This window comes from Hyphomonas sp. (assembly GCF_046313975.1).
In the GTDB taxonomy this organism is placed as follows: domain Bacteria; phylum Pseudomonadota; class Alphaproteobacteria; order Caulobacterales; family Hyphomonadaceae; genus Hyphomonas.
In genome coordinates this window covers 1-17,268 of the sequence record NZ_JBKBXB010000015.1, presented here as the reverse complement: position 1 = coordinate 17,268, position 17,268 = coordinate 1, and the positions used below count along the sequence as shown (strand labels likewise).

Below are 17,268 nucleotides of genomic sequence, written 5' to 3'. Positions count from 1 at the left end.
GATGGACACGACGAACCTGCTCACCTTCGGGCAGACCCATGCCGATGTGATCATCGCCGTGGTCTCTGCCTTTGTCGCCATCATCAGCGCCCTGATCGCGCGCGGGGAGACCCGCCGCCAGCGCAAGCTGCAGACCGAACGCCTGCGCCAGAGCATCGATGCGGCCAGTCTCGACTGGGGCAATGCCGCCATCGACATTCTCGCCCGGGCCGCCATGTTTGCGCGCACCCGCAACATGCAGGCCAATGACGGCGCCTTCCTCGCCAACAAGGCGAACCTGATGGTCGCCATCTCCACGCTGGTCGACCGGGGGCGGATGTTTTTCCCGAACCTCGACCCGGAGAAGAAAGGCGCGGAGAAGGAAGGCGCCTATCGCGGCCACCGCCCTCCGATCCTCGATGCGCTGATGTGGGCCTATCACGAGCTGGACGCGATGACCCGCGAAGGCGGCCCCTCCTCCGAAGACAGCGGCCTTTATATCGACGAATGCCGCCGCCTGCTTGTCTCGGAGCTGCAGGCGCATCTCGATCCGCGCCGCATGGACGAAATCGTCGGGCGTTATGACGACCAGGAAAGTGAAGCCCGGCGCGGCGCGATTGCCCAGACCGAGGCGCTGAAATCCAAACTCGAATCCCGCCGGCCCGGTCAGAAATTCGGCGCCGCCGCAGCTGCACAATCCCAGAGGCTTCAATGAGCGACGGCCAGACCCCTCCGAACAACGGCTCGCCGAAATCGGCCTACTTCCTTGCGCACGAGGATGAAGCCATCGAACGGCGCACACTGGCGGTACTGGTCGACAACGAGCCGGGCGTCCTGGCGCGGGTCACGGGCCTCTTCTCCGGCCGGGGTTACAACATCGATTCGCTCACCGTAGCCGAAGTGGATGCCAGCCAGCACCGCTCGCGCATCACCATTGTTACGCAAGGCACGCCGCACATCCTTGAACAGATCGAGGCCCAGCTCCTGCGCCTCGTGCCGGTGGCCGAAGTCATCGACATCACCAATTCCAAGCGCGGGATCGAGCGAGAGCTGGCCCTCGTGAAAGTTGCAGGCACCGGAGAAAAGCGTGTCGAGGCGCTTCGCATCGCTGAGATTTTCCGCGCACATGTGATAGATACCACCAATGAGAGCTTCATTTTCGAGGTCACGGGCGCCTCGGACAAGCTGACCCAGTTCATCGACCTGATGCGCCCGCTGGGCCTGGTCGAGGTCAGCCGCACCGGGGTCCTGTCGATCAAACGCGGAAAGGAGAAAGGATGAAACCCTGTCTCTCGCGCAGCACGCTCGCGGGTCTGGCCTTGCTCGCCCTGCCCCTCATGGCGGCTGCCCAGACGTCAGCCTGCGAGACGGCGCTGCAGAACGCGGCCTACACGCTCGGCGCCAATCCCGATGAAGCCCGCCTCAGCTGCGATATCGACCGCGCGGCCGGCATCCGCGACCGGGCCCGCCAGATTTACGGCCTGCGCTTTGACTCCATGGTCGAGATCATCGACACCGCCTCCCCGAGCGGCGCGGCCTATGTCTATAACGTGCTGGCGGATGACGGGAAGCTGACGCTGGATGCGCGCTCTGTGCCGGATGGCAAGGGTCCGCGGTGCCGGCTGCAGGTGCCGCTGGCGGAAGACAAGGCGAATGAGCTGACCACGCTGCTCTCGAGCGCAAGCGATCCGTCCGTACCCGGATATGGCCCGCGCGAAGACGTGACGATCAATCCGGACGGCTCACGCAGCGTCCGGCTCGTCTTCGACAGTCACGACATCATCACCCGCGCCGAAACGGCGGTGGGCGCGCGCAACTTTTCCCGGCATTCAGGATCGGATGATCCCGTCAGCCGGCTGAACAATCTCGTCATCGGCATTGCAAATGTCAGCCCCGGCTGGGTCTGCAACGCCTCCTGATCAGCACCTACAATCAAGCCCTTCCCCACCCCTTCACCGGAGCCTGCGAACCCACATGAAAATCTACTACGAACAAGACGCCGACCTGAAACTGATCCAGTCCAAGAAGGTCGCTGTTGTCGGCTATGGCAGCCAGGGCCACGCCCATGCGCTGAACCTCAAGGATTCCGGCGTGAAGAATATCAAGGTCGCACTGCAGGAAGGCTCCGCCTCGCGCAAGAAAGCGACCTCCGCCGGCCTTGACGTGATCACGCCGTCAGAAGCGGCCAAGTGGGCCGATGTGCTGATGATCCTCGTGCCGGACGAGAAGCAGGCCGTCCTCTTCGCCAACGAGATCGAGCCGCACCTGCGCGCCGGTCAGCATCTGATGTTCGGCCACGGCTTCAATATCCACTATAACCTGATCCGCCCGCGGGCGGACATTGACGTGTCACTCTCCGCCCCGAAGGGCCCCGGCCACACGCTGCGCGACCAGTATCAGCGCGGCTTCGGCCTGCCGGGCCTGATCGCCATCCACCAGGACGCGACCGGCACGGCGCAGGCGGTTGCCCTCTCCTACTCCAAGGCCATCGGCAACACCCGCGCGGGCGTGATCGAAACCTCGTTCCGCGAAGAGACCGAGACCGACCTCTTCGGCGAGCAGGCCGTGCTCTGCGGCGGCATCGTCGAGCTGATCAAGGCCGGCTACGAGACGCTGGTTGAAGCTGGATACGCGCCTGAAATGGCCTATTTCGAATGCCTGCACGAGACCAAGCTGATCGTCGATCTGATCTATGAAGGCGGCATCGCCAACATGAACTATTCGATCTCGAACACGGCCGAGTACGGAGAATATGTCACCGGCCCGCGTGTCGTGAACAGCGCGACGAAGGCAGAGATGAAGAAGGTGCTGGAAGATATCCAGAACGGCACCTTCGCCCGCAACTGGGTGCTGGAAAACCAGGCCGGCGCGCCGGGCTTCCACGCCATGCGCCAGCGCATGGCCAGCCACCCGATCGAAGCCGTCGGCGAAAAGCTGCGCGGAATGATGCACTGGGCGCAGAACGACCGCCTCGTCGACAAGAGCCGGAACTAGAAGGCATAGCGCATGGCGAGCCTTGCGGGGTTTACGCATCGCCGCGCGCTGCCCGCCGACGAAGACGCGATTGCGGCGCTGATGGAGCTTTCCATCAGCGCCCTGCTTCCCGCTTTCCTGACACCGCAACAGGTCGCCCTGTCGCGCTCCATCATGGGGCTTGACCGGCAATTGATCGTGGACGGAACATATTTCGCCGTGCATGATGCTGCCAGCGGGCAACTGGTCGCTTCCGGCGGCTGGAGTCCGCGCGCCACGCTCTATGGCGGCGACCATTCGACCGCGCAGCGCAATGCCGCGCTCCTGAAGATGGGCACAGACGCGGCCCGCATCCGCGCCATGTACACGCATCCGGACTTCACACGGCGCGGCCTTGGCCGGTATGTGCTCGCCATCTGCGAAGGCGCCGCGCGCAAGGCCGGCTTCACCCGTGTCGAACTGATGGCTACCCTCGCCGGCGAACCGCTCTACCGCGCCTGCGGCTATGAGCCGATCGAGCACATGATCAGCGCCTCCGCCGGCGGCGTGGACGTGCCGGGCCTGAGGATGGGCAAGACGATCTAGTCCGCCGCCCGGTTGAGATCGACCGGGCCGTCAATGCCCCTGGCCCTGCCCTTCATCGAATGTTGCCAGATCGCATAGGTCAGGTCAGGCGGTCCGCTGAGGGAGCGGACCCAGAGCGGATGGCGCCCGAAGTCCTCGCCCGCCAGCCATTCGGCATGGAAGGCGGGCGTCGTGTAGATCACTGCCGTCTGCCCATACTCCGCCTCCACCGCAGCGAGGAACGCGCGCAGCTCGCCCATCGTTTCGGCGCGGGTGCCGGGCGCCGCACAATTATGGGCATGCTCAAGGTCAACGGCGGGCGGCAGCGTGCCGGCGCGCACTTCCACCTGCCGGATGAAATTCTCCGCCTGCGCGAGGCCGGGTCGGCAGAGCAGGTAGAAATGGTATGCGCCGGTCCGCCAGCCGATGCGCGTGGCGGATGCCCAGTTGGTCTGGAATTGCGGGTCGGCGTGCCCGGTGCCCTCGCTGGCTTTCAGGTAGACAAACTCGAACGGCTCGGTGGCAAGCAGCGTCCAGTCCACCGCGCCATTGTGATGCGACAGGTCGATGCCTTCCGCGCCCGGCGGCAGAAGCGGCGATGCCTCCGGGGGCCGCGAGGCCGGCATGCACCCGGCCAGCAGGAGGATTGCGCCGGCGAGCCCGGGCCATAGTCCGCGCCGCATGAATCTTGCAGCCATCCTACCGGTGCCCTTCTTCTTCAGTTAACAATAGGTTAACCTGTGAAAACGGGGCGGACACAAGGACCTTGACGATGGCATCGACACCCAACCGGACAGAAGCGCCGCAGAAGCCCGCGAAAAGCGGCCTTGGCAACTCGCTCGCCACCGGCGGCCAGTTCGAGGGCAAGTTCCGCTTCGTCGGGCCGGTCATCGTCGGCGGCCAGGTGCGCGGCGATGTCGAAACCGATGACATGGTGCTGATCGAGGTTTCCGGCAGCATTGAAGGCCGAATCCGCGCCGCCACCGTTATCGTGCACGGCACTGCGCGCGGCGATGTTGAAGCCAGCAAGTCGCTGGAAGTCTGTACTGGCGGGCGCCTCGAAGGCTCGGCCTTCGCGCCGTCCATGCGGGTCGAGGAACGCACATTCGTCAGCGCCGACATCCTGATCGCGCCGGAGCGTTCTGTGGCGCACATCAACCGCGCCGCCTCGGTCCCCGATCTGTCGAACGTTGCGCCGCTGGCCCCTGCCCGCGCAGACGTGCCGGCTGCTTCGGCAGACAGCGCCCGCACCGCTGCGGGCTGATCAGCCTTTCAGGTCGCGCAGCCGCTCGAACGGGCGGTCTTTCGGGTCATAGACGCCGAGCTGGCGCATCCGCTCGCACGACCATTCATAGCCCTTTTCGCAGGCCTGTGTCAGCGCGTTGATGCCCGCCGTCACATCCTTGCGGCCGCCAGTTCCGGTATAGGCCATGTTGCCGAACGCCGCGCAGCCGCTGAGATCGCCATAGTCACAGGCCTTCTTGTACAGCGCCCGGCCTTCGGCCTGGCTCTCGGCAACGCCGCGGCCCTGCACCGTCAGGTAAGCGAGTCCCGCGCAGCCGCGTCCGTCTTTCGCGCTGCACATGGTCTTGTAGGTTCTCGCAGCCCCTTTCAGGTCCTGCGGCCCGCCGCGCCCTGTGCGCTGCATGTCGGCGAGCGTGAAACACGCCTCGAGGTTCGTCGCGGAACATGTCGCGAGCGCCGCCTCGCGCGCGGTCTTGTCCTTCTCGATCTGCGTCTGAGACTGCTCCAGCGCGATCTCGGCTTTCGAGCGCTCGACGCGTCCGAACTGGGCGGAGGCGGGCAGCGCAAGGGCGCAGCTCACGAGGAGGGCGCCCAGCATCATATGCAGTTTCATGATCGGGTCTCCATTCAGGCCAGAAGAGATAACATTGAATTTAGGCAAGGAAGGGGCAGGCCGCCACGCGCAGAATACAGTGGCGGCTGCAGGGTCAGAGCGCTAACCTCATTCGCGGCGGGGTGCCAGAGGAGGAACAGTCATGGCTGCAGCAGACCAGGTGCCGATCGGTTCGGGTTTCCACGCAAAGAGCACGGCGCGCGAAGTGGTGAACGGCATCGACCTTGCCGGCCGTAACGCCATTGTGACTGGCGGCTATTCCGGCATCGGCCTCGAAACTGTCCGCGCCCTCGCCGCTGCAGGTGCGCGCGTCACCGTTCCCGCACGCCGGACGGACGCCGCCACCGAAGCGCTTGCCGGTGTCGCCGGCGAGATCGAGATCGCTGCGATGGACCTCGGCGACCTCGCCAGCGTGCGCCGCTTTGCCGATCAGTATGCGGAAACAAAACGGCCCCTGCATATTCTCATCAACAATGCCGGCATCATGGCATGCCCGCTCGCCCGCGTCGGCAAGGGCTGGGAAAGCCAGTTCGGCACCAACCATCTCGGCCATATGGCGCTCGCGATGAAACTCGCCCCGCAACTGCAGGAAGCTGAAGGCGCGCGTGTCGTGGCCCTCTCCTCCACCGGCCACACGCTTTCCGACGTGATCTGGGAAGACCCGCATTTCGAAAAGCGCGCCTATGACAAATGGGTCGCCTACGGACAGTCAAAATCCGCCAACGCGCTCTTCGCCCTGGGTGTCGACCTGCTCGGCCGTGATGTCGGCGTGCGCGCCTTCTCGGTGCATCCGGGCGGTATCTTCACCAACCTCCAGCGCCACCTGCCGGACGAAGAGATGGTCGTGCTCGGCTGGAAAAATCCCGACGGCACGCTGCCGGAGCGCGTGAAGCAATCCTTCAAGACGCCCGAACAGGGCGCCTCTACCAGCGTCTGGGCTGCCACCGCGCCGAAGCTCGCCGGCAGGGGCGGCGTCTATTGCGAGGATTGCGACATCGCCAAAGCCGCCACGCCCGAGAGCCAGCGATACGAACATGCCCGCGAATGGATCAGCGATGACGCCCGCGCCGAGAAGCTCTGGGCGATGAGCGAGAAGATGCTGGCGGACGCCTGACAGCGCCCCTGCCACCGCCAGATTGACGCCGCGCCCCGCGAGGCGCACCAGAAGCCGCGATGACCGAAACGACGCCCGCCACCCCGCAGATTTCCCGGCGCGCCCTCTATCTGGGGCTTGGCCTGCTGGCGGCTGTGCTGGCGGTGTTCTTTGCCGGCAAGTCCGGCCTGTTGCCGGGACTGGAAGAGTCCGAAGCCTGGCTGCGCAACCTCGCCGGAAGCCCCTGGGGCCTTCCGGCGGTGGTCGCAATCTTCTGCGTCGCCGCCTTCATCGGGGTGCCTCAATTCGCACTGATCGCCGCCTCGATCGCCGTGTTCGGTCCCCTGCCGGGCGCCGTCTATGCCTGGGTCGCCAACATGATCTCAGGCGCACTGACCTTCTGGATCGGTCGGGCAGGCGGCGAGGCGGCGGTGAAACGCTATGCTGGCCCCCGCGCGCAGAAACTGTCGCGCCTGATCGGCCAGAATGCCCTGATCGCCAGCGCCGTGGTCCGCAGCGTGCCGGCCGGCCCGTTCCTGATCGTCAACATGGTGTTCGGGGCCAGCGCGGCGAAGTTCCGCGATTACTGGATCGGGATGGGTCTGGGAATCATACCCAAGATCGCCCTCGTGGCCGTTGGCTGGAAAACCGTGGTCACCGCCTTCGAAGGCAACCCCGTGATGGCCAGCCTGTTCGGTCTCGGCGCGGTGGCTCTCTATGCCGGCATCGCCTTTTTCGTCGTACGCCGGGCCCGGAAGGCGTGGCAAGATATTCCCGAGAGCGCCGCTGCCACGATTGACAGCGGGCAGAAACACGGCGAATAGTCCGCCCATGCGCAAAGTCCTGCCCCTTCTTCTGCTTCTTACCGGCCCCTGGCCGGAGCCGGTCGCCCCCCGATAGGGCGAACGCGCGGTCAGGGGTGTCCAACACGCGACTTGAGCCCTCCCAACGACATTACGACCCCGAGCCCCCACCGCCATGACCTCTAAATCCACCGCGAAATCCGCGACGAAGCCCCGCGTATTGATCTTTGACACCACGATGCGCGACGGCGAACAGTCGCCCGGCGCCTCGATGACGCACAATGAAAAGCTGGACCTTGCCAGCGTGCTCGAGGAGATGGGCGTCGATATCATCGAAGCTGGCTTCCCGGCCGCTTCCGAAGGCGACTTCACCGCCGTCAGCGCTATTGCCGCCCAGTCGAAAAGCGCCGTGATCTGCGGCCTCGCCCGCTCGACGCCCAGCGATATCGACCGCTGCGGTGAAGCCGTGCGCAAAGCCGCGCGCCCGCGCATCCACACGTTCATCTCGACCAGCCCCGTGCACATGAAGCACAAGCTGAAGATGGGCCCGAACGCCGTGCTCGAAGCGGTTGGCCGCTCGGTCGCGCAGGCCCGCAACCTCGTTGATGATGTCGAATGGAGCGCCGAAGACGCAACCCGCACCGAGTTCGACTTCCTCTGCAAATGCATCGACGCCGCCATCGCCTCCGGCGCCACCACCATCAACGTGCCAGATACGGTGGGCTATTCGCACCCGGACGAGTATGGCGCCTTGATCCGCAGGCTGATCGAAACCATTCCGAACTCGGACAAGGTGATCTGGTCCACGCACTGCCACAACGATCTCGGCCTCGCGGTTGCCAACTCCCTCGCCGGCATGGCGAACGGTGCGCGCCAGATCGAATGCACGATCAACGGCCTCGGCGAACGCGCCGGCAACGCAGCGCTGGAAGAGATCGTGATGGCGATGAAAGTGCGCGGCGACACGCTGCCCTACGAGACCGGCATCGACTCCTCCTATCTCGCCCGCGCCTCGGCGATGGTCAGCCGCATCACTGGTTTCCCGGTGCAGTACAACAAGGCCATCGTCGGCAAGAACGCCTTCGCGCACGAAAGCGGCATCCACCAGGATGGCATGCTGAAGAATTCCGAAACCTACGAGATCATGAAGCCGGAAGATGTCGGCGTCGCCAAGACCTCGCTCGTGATGGGCAAGCTTTCGGGCCGCAATGCCTTCCGCGACAAGCTTGAATCGGTGGGGTATTTCATCGAGGGCGAGGCGCTGAACGACGCCTTCAAACGCTTCAAGGATCTCGCCGACCGCAAGAAGCATGTCTTCGATGATGACATCATCGCCCTTGTCGATGAACAGCTCGCGGCGGAAGGCGAGCGGATTGGTTTCAAGCGCCTGCGCGTCGTCGCCGGCACGGATGGTCCGCAGACGGCGGAAATCGATCTGGTGGTCGACGGCGAGGAAAAGTTCGCCATCGCGCGCGGCAACGGCCCTGTGGATGCGGTGTTCAACGCCATCCGCCAGATTGTTCCGCATACGGCCATTCTGGAACTCTACCAGGTGCACGCGGTCACCGGCGGAACGGATGCGCAGGCGACCGTGTCGGTGCGTCTCAACGGCGACGGCATCATGGCAACGGGCCGCTCATCCGACCCCGACACGCTGGTCGCCAGCGCCAAGGCCTACCTGCACGCCCTCAACAAGTACGAAGTGCGCAAGGCGAAACGCAAGGCGGCTTAGCCGCGGTCTTCGCCGAAGCCGTCTTCGATCAGGTGGACAATGGCATCGACCGCAGCATCCGCCTGCGGTCCCCTTCCCTTGATCTCTACCGTGCAGCCAGTGTGTGCGACGAGCATCAGCAGGTCCATGATCGAGCGGGCATCCGCCGTCTCGCTCTCATGGCTGACAAACACCTGCGCGTCGAACTCGGCCGCGACCTTGGCGAGCTTTGCAGACGCCCGCGCGTGCAGGCCCTTTCGATTGACAATGGTGGCGCGCCGATGGGCCGTAAACGGTTCACTCATCAGCAGGAAGGCAGCTTGGCAAGAATGTCGGAGGCGATGGCGATATACTTGCGCCCGCCCTCGGCAGCGTCCTGCGCGCACTCTTCCAGCGACAGCTGCTCGCGGATCTGGGCGAGCTTGATCAGCATCGGCAGATTCGCGCCGGAGACGATTTCCAGCCGCGCCCGGCTGCGCAGCGACAGCACCAGGTTCGACGGCGTGCCCCCGAACATGTCGGTCAGCACGACAACACCCCGGCCCGCATCGCAGGCCTTCACGGCTTCGAAGATCGCCTCACGCTTGATGTCCAGGTCTTCATCGGCATCAATGGAAACGGCCCGCGTACGCCAAAGCCGGCCCACGACGTGCTCGGCGGCGGCGACGAGCTCGTGGGCCAATCTTCCATGGCTGACGACAACAATACCGATCATACGGCGGACAGGCTCAACCTTTACAGAAATGTGAGGTTGGCATGATGCTGCGGCGCGTCAAGCCGCAATCGGCCGTGACAAAGGCGCTTTCCTCAGCCGGTGTGGCCGAGGCCCAACACATCGTTCATGCTGTACAGGCCGGGCTTCTGCCCCGCCGCCCAGAGCGCGGCATGGACCGCACCCTCGGCAAAAACCGTGCGGTCGAGCGCCATGTGCGACAGCCGCAGGGTCTCGCGGGCCGAGGCGAACATCACTTCGTGTTCACCATAAATGCCCCCGGCCCGGCGCACGGCCATGCCGATTTCGCCCTCCCTGCGCTGGGCATCCGCGCCGAGATAGGGCGCGGCCTGCAGCGCCTTCAGCGATTTACCTCGACCTGCCGCCGCCGCCTCGCCGAGCATCAGCGCGGTGCCGGACGGTGCATCCACTTTGAGCCGGTGGTGCGATTCGAGGATTTCGATGTCCCAGTCGGTGCCGAGGCTTGCGGCAGCCTGTTTCACCAGCGCCTGCAGGAGGTTGATACCGAGTGAGAAGTTGCCCGCCTTGACAATGGCAAAGCGCCCTGCGGCCTTGCCGATCATCGCCTCCTGCTCCGGCGTGAACCCGGTCGTGCCGATGATCACCGCGCGCACCGGGGCTGCTTTCAGCGCACCGAGCGCCGCTATCGTCGCTTCCGGCCGGGTGAAATCGATCCACACATCCGCGCTGGCCGCCGCCTCTGCCGGCTTAGGCGATGGCCACAGCCCCACAGCACGCCGCCCTGCCAGCGTGCCGATATCCTCATCGAACACGCCCGCTGCGGCAACTTCCGAGCCGCCGGCCAATGTCAGTCCACGGTCAATCACGGTTGCCGCCAGCTGGCGCCCCATCCGCCCAGCGATGCCGGCGATCGCCACTGCCATGGGCTTGCCTTCAGCACTGCTCATTGGCCTGTCTCCTCGCTGCGGACATCGTCCAGTTCCTGTTTCAGCTTCGCCAGTTCCCTTTCGCGCAGTTCGTCGGAAAATGCACTGGCAAACACGCCCGCCGGCAGCGCGACGACGCCGATGCCGGCGATGGCAATGATACCGGCACAGAACCGGCCGAGGGCGGTGACCGGATAGACATCGCCATAGCCTACCGTCGTAAGCGTCGCCACCGCCCACCAGACTGCCCGCGGTATGGACGAGAAGGCGTCCTGCTGATTGCCGCCGATGCCTTCGACAAAATAGAGGAGCACGGCAGCGACATAGACCAGCGTGATCGCCAGCGCGAGCGATGTATAAAGTAGCGAGCTTGCCCGCTTCATCGCCGCGCCGAGCGCCTCGAACGCCGGAATGAAGCGCGCAATCTTCACGAGCCGCGCCAGACGCAGAACGCGCAGCACCAACAGCGATGTGCCTGCGCCGGTCACCATCACGATCAGTTCCGGCAGGAAGGCCGCAAGGTCGGCGAGCGAATAGAAGCGCGTGATGTACCGCCAGCGCCCGGAAAGGCCGCGATATTGCGGATCCTCGCCCGCGGTCCACACGCGCAGCAGATACTCTACTGCGAAGATCGCAATGACGGAGATATTGAAGATCGCAAAGGTTTGCTGCCACACGGGTTGAGCCGTCATCACGGGCTCGGTTTCGAGCGCAAGGAACAGGAAGCTGACCAGCACCAGCGCAACAATTGCAAGGTTGGTCTTCGACAGGCCGGTGCCGGGCGCGCGCGCTTCGGGCGCCAGTGCCTCGTAGAGCCGCCGCCTCACACCCATCGCCCGATCCCTTCCCCGGCCATCTTCAGCCGCGCAGCACGCCGCCCGTTCCCTTTTGCACCGAAGCGATCACGCGGTCCATGATCGCCTGTATCTGATCGTCCTTCAGCGCCTCGCGCGGTTGGATCGTCACCTCGAACGCGACCGACTTCTTGCCCTCCGGCACGCCCGTGCCCTGATAGACATCGAACACATCGACCTTGGCGATCAGCTGTTTCTCCGCACCCTGAGCATGGCGCACCAGTTCGCCCGCCGCGAGATCGGCATCGACCACGAAAGCAAGGTCACGCCGGATCGGCGTCAGGTCGGCGCGTTCCAGCACCGGCTTGGTCTTGGTCGCCTTCGCCTTCATCACCGGCAGCGCGTTGAGGTTCAGCTCGAACGCATAGACCGGCCCATCCACATCCAGCGCCCTCAGCACCGCCGGATGCAGTGCGCCGAAATTCGCCACCGTCATCTTCGGGCCAAGCTTCAGGCTTGCGGACCGGCCGGGATGCCAGTGGGGCTGCGTTGCGGGGCCGACCTGGAATTTCTCGCCCGGCTGACCGAGCGCGGCGAGCAGGGCGAAGAGATCGGCCTTGGCCGCATAGGCATCATACGGTCTCGGCGCGCCCTGCCAGTGGCGCTGAGGCGCGGGCTGCACGAGGCCGGCAATGACCGTACGCTGATCTTTCGGGCCATCGCCCAGATAGATTGGCCCTGCTTCGAACAGGCGGATCCCGCGCTCGCCGCGATTGGCCGCGCGCTGCGCCGCCTGCGCGAGGTTTCCGAGCGCGGACGGGCGCATGTAGTTGAGTTCGCTGGCCACCGGGTTCGCCACGGTCAGCGCCTCTTCGGTCTTGCCGAACAGGGCCGCGTGTTCCTTCGCCATGAAGCTCCAGGTCACCGCTTCGAGGAAGCCGCGCGCCGCCATCGCCCGCCGGGCGGTTGCCACGCGTGTCTGGCGCGTCGCTGCAACGCCCTGCTTCATGCCGGCCGTCATCGGCAGCGACGTGGTCGGCAGCTGGTCATAACCGACAAGCCGCGCGATCTCCTCGACAATGTCCGCAGACCGGTCAATATCGAACCGGTGCGAAGGCGGCATCAGATACCAGGCATCGCCCGCATCCTCGATGTCGATTTCAAGGTCCTTGAGAATACGCTTCATCTCGGCGGGTTTCACGACGAGGCCCGTGAGGCGCTCGACATCGCCGCGATAGAAGGTGACCTTCTGCGTGCGCGCCGGGATGGAACCTTCGATCCGCGCCTTCGTGGCCGTCCCGCCGCCATATTCGAGGATCAGCGCAATCGCGAGATTGAGCCCGTCGACACAGCTTTGCGGATCAACACCGCGCTCGAACCGGTAGCGCGCATCCGAGTGAATCCCGGTTGCGCGGCCCGTGCGCGCCGTGCGCAGCGGATCGAACCAGGCGCTCTCGATGAACACGTCCGTCGTCTCAGCTGAGACCGCTGTCGAAACACCGCCCATCACGCCGCCGAGGCCGATGGCGCCCGAGCCGTCCGCAATCACGCACATGTCTTCCGTGATCTGATAGGTTTTTCCGTCCAGCGCTTCCAGGCTTTCGCCCTTCCGGCCGAGGCGGGCCACCACCGCGCCGGAAAGTTTCGCCGCATCGTAGACATGCAGCGGGCGCGCCCGGTCGAGAGAGATATAGTTGGTGATATCCACCAGCAGCGATTTCGGCTGAAGGCCGGCCGCCTTCAGGCGCGCCTGCATCCAGTCCGGGGACGGACCATTGGTTACGCCGCGCACCAGCGCACCTGCGAATTTCGGGCAGGCCTCCGGCGCTTCGAGCCGGATCTCGATGGGACAATCGCCGCTGCCCGGCACTTTCTTCGCGTCATTGCGGAGGAAACGCCCTGCTCCCGCCGCGGCGAGATCGCGCGCAATACCCTGCACACCCAGCCAGTCAGGCCGGTTCGGCGTCACTTCAAAATCGATCACCGGGTCGGACTGGCCAAGCGCATCGGCTGCCGGCGCGCCGACTGCGAAGTCGCCGTCAAGGTCGATGATGCCGTCATGGTCGTCGCCGATCTCCAGCTCGCGCGAGGAGCACATCATGCCATGGCTTTCGACGCCGCGAATGGCGCGCGGCTTCTTGTCGAGCGCCATGTTGAGGCCCGGAATCCAGGTGCCGAGCGGCGCATAGATGGCCGTCATGCCGGCCCGCGCATTCGGCGCGCCGCAGACGATCTGCTTGATGCCGTCAACCGTGTCCACCTTACAGACGCGCAACTTGTCCGCCTGAGGATGTTGCTCGGCTTCGAGCACCTTGCACACCGTGAAGGGCGTCAGCGCCGTGCGCGGGTCCAGCACATGCTCCACCTCAAGACCGGCCTTGCCCATATAGGCAAGGATATCCTCAAGGCTCGCCTTAGTGACGAGGTGATCGTTGAGCCAGGAGAGGGTGAATTTCATCAGCTGAGCCCTCCGCTCACGGACGGTGTCAGCCACGGCACGAAGCCATAATGGCGCGTCCACTGCGGGTCCGCCTCGAAATACGGGCGCAGGTCCGGCATACCGTATTTCAGCATGGCAAGGCGGTCGACGCCCATACCGAAGGCGAAGCCCTGATGCACGGCCGGATCAAGCCCGCAATTGCGCAGCACGTTCGGATGCACCATGCCGCAGCCCAGCACTTCCAGCCAGTCCGTGCCCTTGCCCACTTCGACCACGCCGCCGGAGCGCTGGCACTGCACGTCCATCTCGGCCGAAGGCTCCGTGAACGGAAAGAAGTGCGGGCGGAAGCGCGCAGTGACATTGTCGACTTCGAAGAAGGCTTTGACGAAATCGATCAGGCAGCCCTTGAGGTGGCCCATATGGATGCCCTCCTCGATGACGAGACCCTCGACCTGATGGAACATCGGCGTATGCGTCGCGTCCCAGTCATTGCGGAACACGCGGCCCGGCACCAGGATGCGGATCGGTGGCTTCTCGCTCATCATCGTGCGGACCTGAACCGGGCTCGTATGTGTACGGAGCACTTTCGGCAGTGCATTGTCGCCGGCCTTCAGGAAGAACGTGTCGTGCGTCTCCCGCGCCGGATGGCCTTCGGGGAAATTCAGCGCGGTGAAATTATGCCAGTCGTCTTCAATGTCCGGCCCTTCCGCCACGCGGAAACCCATATCGCCGAAGATCGCCGCAATCTCCTCGAACACCTGCATCACAGGGTGCAGCGCGCCCTCGCCCGGCGACGGCGCCGCCGGCAGGGTCAGGTCCACCTTCTCGCGCACCAGCTGTGCCTCAAGCGCGGCGGCCTCCAGCGCGCCCTTGCGGCTGCGCACGGCATCCTCGATGCGGGTTTTCAGGGCGTTGAGCGCCGGGCCCTTCTCCTTGCGCTCTTCCGGCGCCATCGCGCCCAGCGTGCCCATCAGGCCGGACACCCGGCCCTTCTTGCCCAGCTCGGCCACGCGCACCGCGTCAAGCGCTTCCAGGCTCGCTGCTGCCGTGATCGCGGCCAGCGCTTCCTGCTCGATGGAACTGATATCGGACAATGTCTGCCCCTTCCGGAAAACCAAGGGCGGTGTTTAACGGCGTCCGCCCGCCTCGCCAACCCGCCTCGCGCGGGCCTAAACCTGATCGTAATGGCGCAGGGCCGCGAAAAATGCCTCGAAATCCGGCCACCAGGTGACCTCGTCCGGCCGCCCCTCCAGATCGAACCGGTCAAGATCGGTAAAGCCGACCCGCGGCGCCCCAGGCTGGTTATAGTCGAGAAACAGCGTCTCCCTGTACCATTGGGCGAGCACGATCATCGCCGCGGCCCCCTCCGGCACATAGGCCTCGCCCGGCACATCCGGATCGGCATAGTCACGGACCGTCTCCAGCACCGTGCGCAGGTGCTCTGCGGGCACTAGATCATTGTAACTGCCGAAAGGCATCAGCACATGCTCATATCGCTTCGCCTCCGGATGTTCCGGCAAGGGAATGCACAGCGGCGCGACCTGCCCGCCATTCTGGCGCCGGTAGAGATCGATCAGCGTATCCGGCAGGGCCCGTCCGAGGCGGGCCTCGGCTCGGGTGATGTCATCCTCACTGAGACCGCGAGGGGAAACCGGCTGAACCTCGACCCCCGCGCCCTCGTCTGCCGGTGCAGACACCTGCAAGGCATAGAAGGAGTCGACCGACACCTGCCCCGGCAGGATGCGGATATGCGTCCGGTCCGGGTTGTCCGGATCATCATCCTTGCCAGTCATCCAGGCCGGGAAAAAGCTGGAGGGCCTGCCTTCCACCCGGTCGATATAGAGGCCAAGGATAGAGGCTGCCGCGCCCACGCCCAGCGGCCAGATGGCATCGCCCGGCGCGAAGGGCGCAACGCTCACCCCGCCGCTGAACAGCGCGCTGAGGCCGAAACCGACCAGATACAGCACCGAGACGAGGATCAGCTGCACGGTGAAATCGCCCGGCAGCTGCAGCCAGTAGCGTTTCAGCTTGCCGGAATTGCGCGCCACGCGCCAGAGCCGCAGCTGGCCGAACAGGTAGGCGGACGTGAAGCCCGCCGCCATGAAAGGCAAGATCCACGGCGAGCGCTGCCACAGCCCCGCCGCCAGCGCAAAGCCGGTGAGGGCAAGTCCCAGCGATATCCGCAGGGCTGCGCTCAGCGTCGATACGCCCATGAAAAAAGCCTCCGGAGACAAGGGTGTCCGGAGACTTAATTCAGCCGGGCAGTAACTGCCAGTGCGCGCACTCAGATTAAGCGCGGGCAGCTTTCTTGCGGGCGAGACGGGCTTTCTTCGTGTTACCGAAAACCCGCACCTTTGCGCGCTTGGCAAGGTTGCTGGTCCATTTGGCATTGCGCCGCTTCACGCGGGGCTTCTTGCCGGCATCCAGAACGCTGTTCGGGGACTTGCTCATGTCGGGGTCTCCTTAAGCGAGCGCTGCTTTGGCCTGGGCGACGAGGGCGCCGAAGGCTTCCGGCTCGCGCACGGCGAGGTCGGCCATGACCTTGCGGTCAACTTCCACACCGGCCTTGGTCAGGCCGTTGATGAAGCTTGAATAGGTCAGCGCGTCGTCATGGATGCGGACAGCGGCGTTGATGCGCTGGATCCAGAGCGAGCGGTATTCGCGTTTCTTCACCTTGCGGCCGACATAGGCGTACTCGCCGGCTTTCCAGACGGCGGCATGGGCGTTGGTGAAGGTATTCTTGCGGCGACCCCGGAAGCCTTTGGCGGCTTTCAGGATCTTCTTGTGACGGGCGTGTGCGGGCACTTTGGCGCGGGAACGGGGCATCGGGGCTTCCTGCTAGGTCTGCTTAAAGATCAATGAGTTGGAAGTTACAGGCCGTAAGGCAGGTACTTCTTGACGCGGGCTTCGTCCGCCTTGGCGCCGACGGTCGTGCCGCGGTTCTGGCGGATGTATTTCGCGTTATGGCTGATCAGGCGGTGGCGTTTGCCGGCGACGCCGTGCTTCAGCTTGCCTGTCGCAGTGATCTTGAAGCGCTTTGCAGCGGCCTTCTTGGTCTTCATCTTCGGCATGTTTTTCTCCTCAAACTGTAGAGCTCACACCAGATCCGGCGGCCCGATAGACGCGGACAAGGGGGCAATGCCGTCGCCCCGGTTGTCGGCAAGTGGCGGCTTATGAAGGAGGCGCGGGCAAGAATCAAGGGGGCGGGTGAATGAGGCGGGGTTGCCTGTGGAATTCGGCCTTAAAGCCCGTCCAGAAACTGTCCAGACGCTCGTGTGTGGACAGTGGAGCTTTTTCGCGTGTCAGGGGAAATTCGCTCCGGACATCCCCCGCTCAGCGTCCGGTGATTTTCCGGAGGCGCGCCTCGCTGGCCTTGAGTGCCGAATCGTATTGTTCAGCCTCAAGCGGCGTATGCGGGTCCGGGAAAGCGCTG

21 protein-coding genes are annotated in these 17,268 nt (G+C 64.8%); 9 read left to right on the top strand and 12 right to left on the bottom strand.

The annotated features are described in order from the left end of the window. Position 1 precedes the first annotated feature (1 nt). Genes ACK4TE_RS07290 through ACK4TE_RS07270 form a run of 5 tightly spaced genes read left to right on the top strand, consistent with a single transcriptional unit; the run spans position 2 to position 3,537 of the window. Positions 2-694 (top strand): hypothetical protein, encoded by a 693-nt coding sequence (locus ACK4TE_RS07290; RefSeq protein WP_409910836.1) that lies wholly within the window; start codon positions 2-4, stop codon positions 692-694. Next, on the top strand, positions 691-1,260 hold the full coding sequence (gene ilvN, locus ACK4TE_RS07285; protein ID WP_409910835.1) for an acetolactate synthase small subunit: 570 nt from the start codon (positions 691-693) through the stop codon (positions 1,258-1,260). The genes ACK4TE_RS07290 and ilvN overlap by 4 nt, the downstream gene beginning before the upstream one ends. Next, positions 1,257-1,898, top strand: coding sequence for a hypothetical protein (locus ACK4TE_RS07280; protein WP_409910834.1), 642 nt, complete (start codon positions 1,257-1,259; stop codon positions 1,896-1,898). Before ilvN ends, ACK4TE_RS07280 begins: the two co-directional genes overlap by 4 nt. Positions 1,899-1,953: 55 nt before the next feature. Then, complete coding sequence (ilvC, locus tag ACK4TE_RS07275; RefSeq protein WP_409910833.1) at positions 1,954-2,973, top strand: ketol-acid reductoisomerase; 1,020 nt, start codon at positions 1,954-1,956, stop codon at positions 2,971-2,973. 12 nt (positions 2,974-2,985) lie between these two features. Next, positions 2,986-3,537, top strand: a complete 552-nt coding sequence (locus ACK4TE_RS07270; RefSeq protein WP_409910832.1) for a GNAT family N-acetyltransferase — start codon at positions 2,986-2,988, stop codon at positions 3,535-3,537. Here the strand turns inward: ACK4TE_RS07270 and ACK4TE_RS07265 are convergent. After that, complete coding sequence (locus ACK4TE_RS07265) at positions 3,534-4,199, bottom strand: GH25 family lysozyme (protein ID WP_409910831.1); 666 nt, start codon at positions 4,197-4,199, stop codon at positions 3,534-3,536. The genes ACK4TE_RS07270 and ACK4TE_RS07265 overlap by 4 nt on opposite strands. A gap of 89 nt (positions 4,200-4,288) precedes the next feature. Here ACK4TE_RS07265 and ACK4TE_RS07260 point away from each other — a divergent pair, with 89 nt between their 5' ends. Beyond that, the gene (locus ACK4TE_RS07260; protein WP_409910830.1) at positions 4,289-4,780 is read left to right on the top strand and encodes a polymer-forming cytoskeletal protein; all 492 of its coding nucleotides are present in this window, start codon (positions 4,289-4,291) and stop codon (positions 4,778-4,780) included. Here ACK4TE_RS07260 and ACK4TE_RS07255 read toward each other — a convergent pair whose 3' ends face one another. Next, a complete protein-coding gene (locus ACK4TE_RS07255; RefSeq protein WP_409910829.1) occupies positions 4,781-5,374 on the bottom strand; it encodes a tetratricopeptide repeat protein in 594 nt (197 codons plus the stop codon). A gap of 142 nt (positions 5,375-5,516) precedes the next feature. Here ACK4TE_RS07255 and ACK4TE_RS07250 point away from each other — a divergent pair, with 142 nt between their 5' ends. The 3 genes from ACK4TE_RS07250 to ACK4TE_RS07240 all read left to right on the top strand — a co-directional run bounded on the left by ACK4TE_RS07250 (position 5,517) and on the right by ACK4TE_RS07240 (position 9,002). Next, positions 5,517-6,488: an oxidoreductase gene (locus ACK4TE_RS07250; RefSeq protein WP_409910828.1), complete on the top strand. Its 972-nt coding sequence runs from the start codon at positions 5,517-5,519 to the stop codon at positions 6,486-6,488. A gap of 59 nt (positions 6,489-6,547) precedes the next feature. Further along, on the top strand, positions 6,548-7,291 hold the full coding sequence (locus tag ACK4TE_RS07245; protein ID WP_409910827.1) for a TVP38/TMEM64 family protein: 744 nt from the start codon (positions 6,548-6,550) through the stop codon (positions 7,289-7,291). 154 nt (positions 7,292-7,445) lie between these two features. Further along, positions 7,446-9,002 (top strand): 2-isopropylmalate synthase, encoded by a 1,557-nt coding sequence (locus tag ACK4TE_RS07240; RefSeq protein ID WP_409910826.1) that lies wholly within the window; start codon positions 7,446-7,448, stop codon positions 9,000-9,002. Here ACK4TE_RS07240 and ACK4TE_RS07235 read toward each other — a convergent pair. From ACK4TE_RS07235 to rpmI, 10 genes are all read right to left on the bottom strand, one after another. Beyond that, positions 8,999-9,286, bottom strand: a complete 288-nt coding sequence (locus ACK4TE_RS07235; protein WP_409910825.1) for an HPr family phosphocarrier protein — start codon at positions 9,284-9,286, stop codon at positions 8,999-9,001. The genes ACK4TE_RS07240 and ACK4TE_RS07235 overlap by 4 nt on opposite strands. Further along, on the bottom strand, positions 9,286-9,696 hold the full coding sequence (locus ACK4TE_RS07230) for a PTS sugar transporter subunit IIA (protein ID WP_409910824.1): 411 nt from the start codon (positions 9,694-9,696) through the stop codon (positions 9,286-9,288). The genes ACK4TE_RS07235 and ACK4TE_RS07230 overlap by 1 nt, the downstream gene beginning before the upstream one ends. 92 nt (positions 9,697-9,788) lie before the next feature. After that, positions 9,789-10,622: a 4-hydroxy-tetrahydrodipicolinate reductase gene (gene dapB, locus ACK4TE_RS07225; RefSeq protein ID WP_409910823.1), complete on the bottom strand. Its 834-nt coding sequence runs from the start codon at positions 10,620-10,622 to the stop codon at positions 9,789-9,791. Beyond that, the gene (locus ACK4TE_RS07220) at positions 10,619-11,434 is read right to left on the bottom strand and encodes an ion transporter (RefSeq protein WP_409910822.1); all 816 of its coding nucleotides are present in this window, start codon (positions 11,432-11,434) and stop codon (positions 10,619-10,621) included. The genes dapB and ACK4TE_RS07220 overlap by 4 nt, the downstream gene beginning before the upstream one ends. Before the next feature lie 25 nt (positions 11,435-11,459). After that, entirely contained in the window at positions 11,460-13,853 is a 2,394-nt protein-coding gene (gene pheT, locus ACK4TE_RS07215; protein ID WP_409910821.1) for a phenylalanine--tRNA ligase subunit beta, read from the bottom strand. Beyond that, on the bottom strand, positions 13,853-14,929 hold the full coding sequence (gene pheS / locus ACK4TE_RS07210) for a phenylalanine--tRNA ligase subunit alpha (protein ID WP_409910820.1): 1,077 nt from the start codon (positions 14,927-14,929) through the stop codon (positions 13,853-13,855). Before pheS ends, pheT begins: the two co-directional genes overlap by 1 nt. A gap of 75 nt (positions 14,930-15,004) precedes the next feature. Then, a complete protein-coding gene (locus ACK4TE_RS07205; RefSeq protein ID WP_409910819.1) occupies positions 15,005-16,048 on the bottom strand; it encodes an SMI1/KNR4 family protein in 1,044 nt (347 codons plus the stop codon). 76 nt (positions 16,049-16,124) lie between these two features. After that, complete coding sequence (locus ACK4TE_RS07200; protein ID WP_409910818.1) at positions 16,125-16,286, bottom strand: hypothetical protein; 162 nt, start codon at positions 16,284-16,286, stop codon at positions 16,125-16,127. A 12-nt stretch (positions 16,287-16,298) separates the two neighbouring features. Continuing rightward, a complete protein-coding gene (gene rplT, locus ACK4TE_RS07195) occupies positions 16,299-16,661 on the bottom strand; it encodes a 50S ribosomal protein L20 (RefSeq protein ID WP_409910817.1) in 363 nt (120 codons plus the stop codon). A gap of 44 nt (positions 16,662-16,705) precedes the next feature. Next, positions 16,706-16,906 carry a 50S ribosomal protein L35 gene (gene rpmI / locus ACK4TE_RS07190; RefSeq protein WP_409910816.1) on the bottom strand — a complete coding sequence of 67 codons (201 nt, stop codon included), beginning with the start codon at positions 16,904-16,906 and terminating at the stop codon, positions 16,706-16,708. Positions 16,907-17,268 lie beyond the last annotated feature (362 nt).

What these genes read in the sequence shown, in the direction of transcription:
- ilvN (WP_409910835.1), top strand. Translation starts at nt 691, where the DNA reads ATGAGCGACGGCCAGACCCCTCCGAACAACGGCTCGCCGAAATCGGCC.
- rplT (WP_409910817.1), bottom strand. Translation starts at nt 16,661, where the DNA reads ATGCCCCGTTCCCGCGCCAAAGTGCCCGCACACGCCCGTCACAAGAAG.
- ACK4TE_RS07280 (WP_409910834.1), top strand. Translation starts at nt 1,257, where the DNA reads ATGAAACCCTGTCTCTCGCGCAGCACGCTCGCGGGTCTGGCCTTGCTC.
- ACK4TE_RS07290 (WP_409910836.1), top strand. Translation starts at nt 2, where the DNA reads ATGGACACGACGAACCTGCTCACCTTCGGGCAGACCCATGCCGATGTG.
- ACK4TE_RS07235 (WP_409910825.1), bottom strand. Translation starts at nt 9,286, where the DNA reads ATGAGTGAACCGTTTACGGCCCATCGGCGCGCCACCATTGTCAATCGA.
- ACK4TE_RS07220 (WP_409910822.1), bottom strand. Translation starts at nt 11,434, where the DNA reads ATGGGTGTGAGGCGGCGGCTCTACGAGGCACTGGCGCCCGAAGCGCGC.
- ACK4TE_RS07205 (WP_409910819.1), bottom strand. Translation starts at nt 16,048, where the DNA reads ATGGGCGTATCGACGCTGAGCGCAGCCCTGCGGATATCGCTGGGACTT.
- ACK4TE_RS07270 (WP_409910832.1), top strand. Translation starts at nt 2,986, where the DNA reads ATGGCGAGCCTTGCGGGGTTTACGCATCGCCGCGCGCTGCCCGCCGAC.
- ACK4TE_RS07245 (WP_409910827.1), top strand. Translation starts at nt 6,548, where the DNA reads ATGACCGAAACGACGCCCGCCACCCCGCAGATTTCCCGGCGCGCCCTC.
- ilvC (WP_409910833.1), top strand. Translation starts at nt 1,954, where the DNA reads ATGAAAATCTACTACGAACAAGACGCCGACCTGAAACTGATCCAGTCC.
- rpmI (WP_409910816.1), bottom strand. Translation starts at nt 16,906, where the DNA reads ATGCCGAAGATGAAGACCAAGAAGGCCGCTGCAAAGCGCTTCAAGATC.
- ACK4TE_RS07200 (WP_409910818.1), bottom strand. Translation starts at nt 16,286, where the DNA reads ATGAGCAAGTCCCCGAACAGCGTTCTGGATGCCGGCAAGAAGCCCCGC.
- ACK4TE_RS07240 (WP_409910826.1), top strand. Translation starts at nt 7,446, where the DNA reads ATGACCTCTAAATCCACCGCGAAATCCGCGACGAAGCCCCGCGTATTG.
- ACK4TE_RS07230 (WP_409910824.1), bottom strand. Translation starts at nt 9,696, where the DNA reads ATGATCGGTATTGTTGTCGTCAGCCATGGAAGATTGGCCCACGAGCTC.
- pheT (WP_409910821.1), bottom strand. Translation starts at nt 13,853, where the DNA reads ATGAAATTCACCCTCTCCTGGCTCAACGATCACCTCGTCACTAAGGCG.
- ACK4TE_RS07265 (WP_409910831.1), bottom strand. Translation starts at nt 4,199, where the DNA reads ATGCGGCGCGGACTATGGCCCGGGCTCGCCGGCGCAATCCTCCTGCTG.
- ACK4TE_RS07255 (WP_409910829.1), bottom strand. Translation starts at nt 5,374, where the DNA reads ATGAAACTGCATATGATGCTGGGCGCCCTCCTCGTGAGCTGCGCCCTT.
- ACK4TE_RS07260 (WP_409910830.1), top strand. Translation starts at nt 4,289, where the DNA reads ATGGCATCGACACCCAACCGGACAGAAGCGCCGCAGAAGCCCGCGAAA.
- dapB (WP_409910823.1), bottom strand. Translation starts at nt 10,622, where the DNA reads ATGAGCAGTGCTGAAGGCAAGCCCATGGCAGTGGCGATCGCCGGCATC.
- ACK4TE_RS07250 (WP_409910828.1), top strand. Translation starts at nt 5,517, where the DNA reads ATGGCTGCAGCAGACCAGGTGCCGATCGGTTCGGGTTTCCACGCAAAG.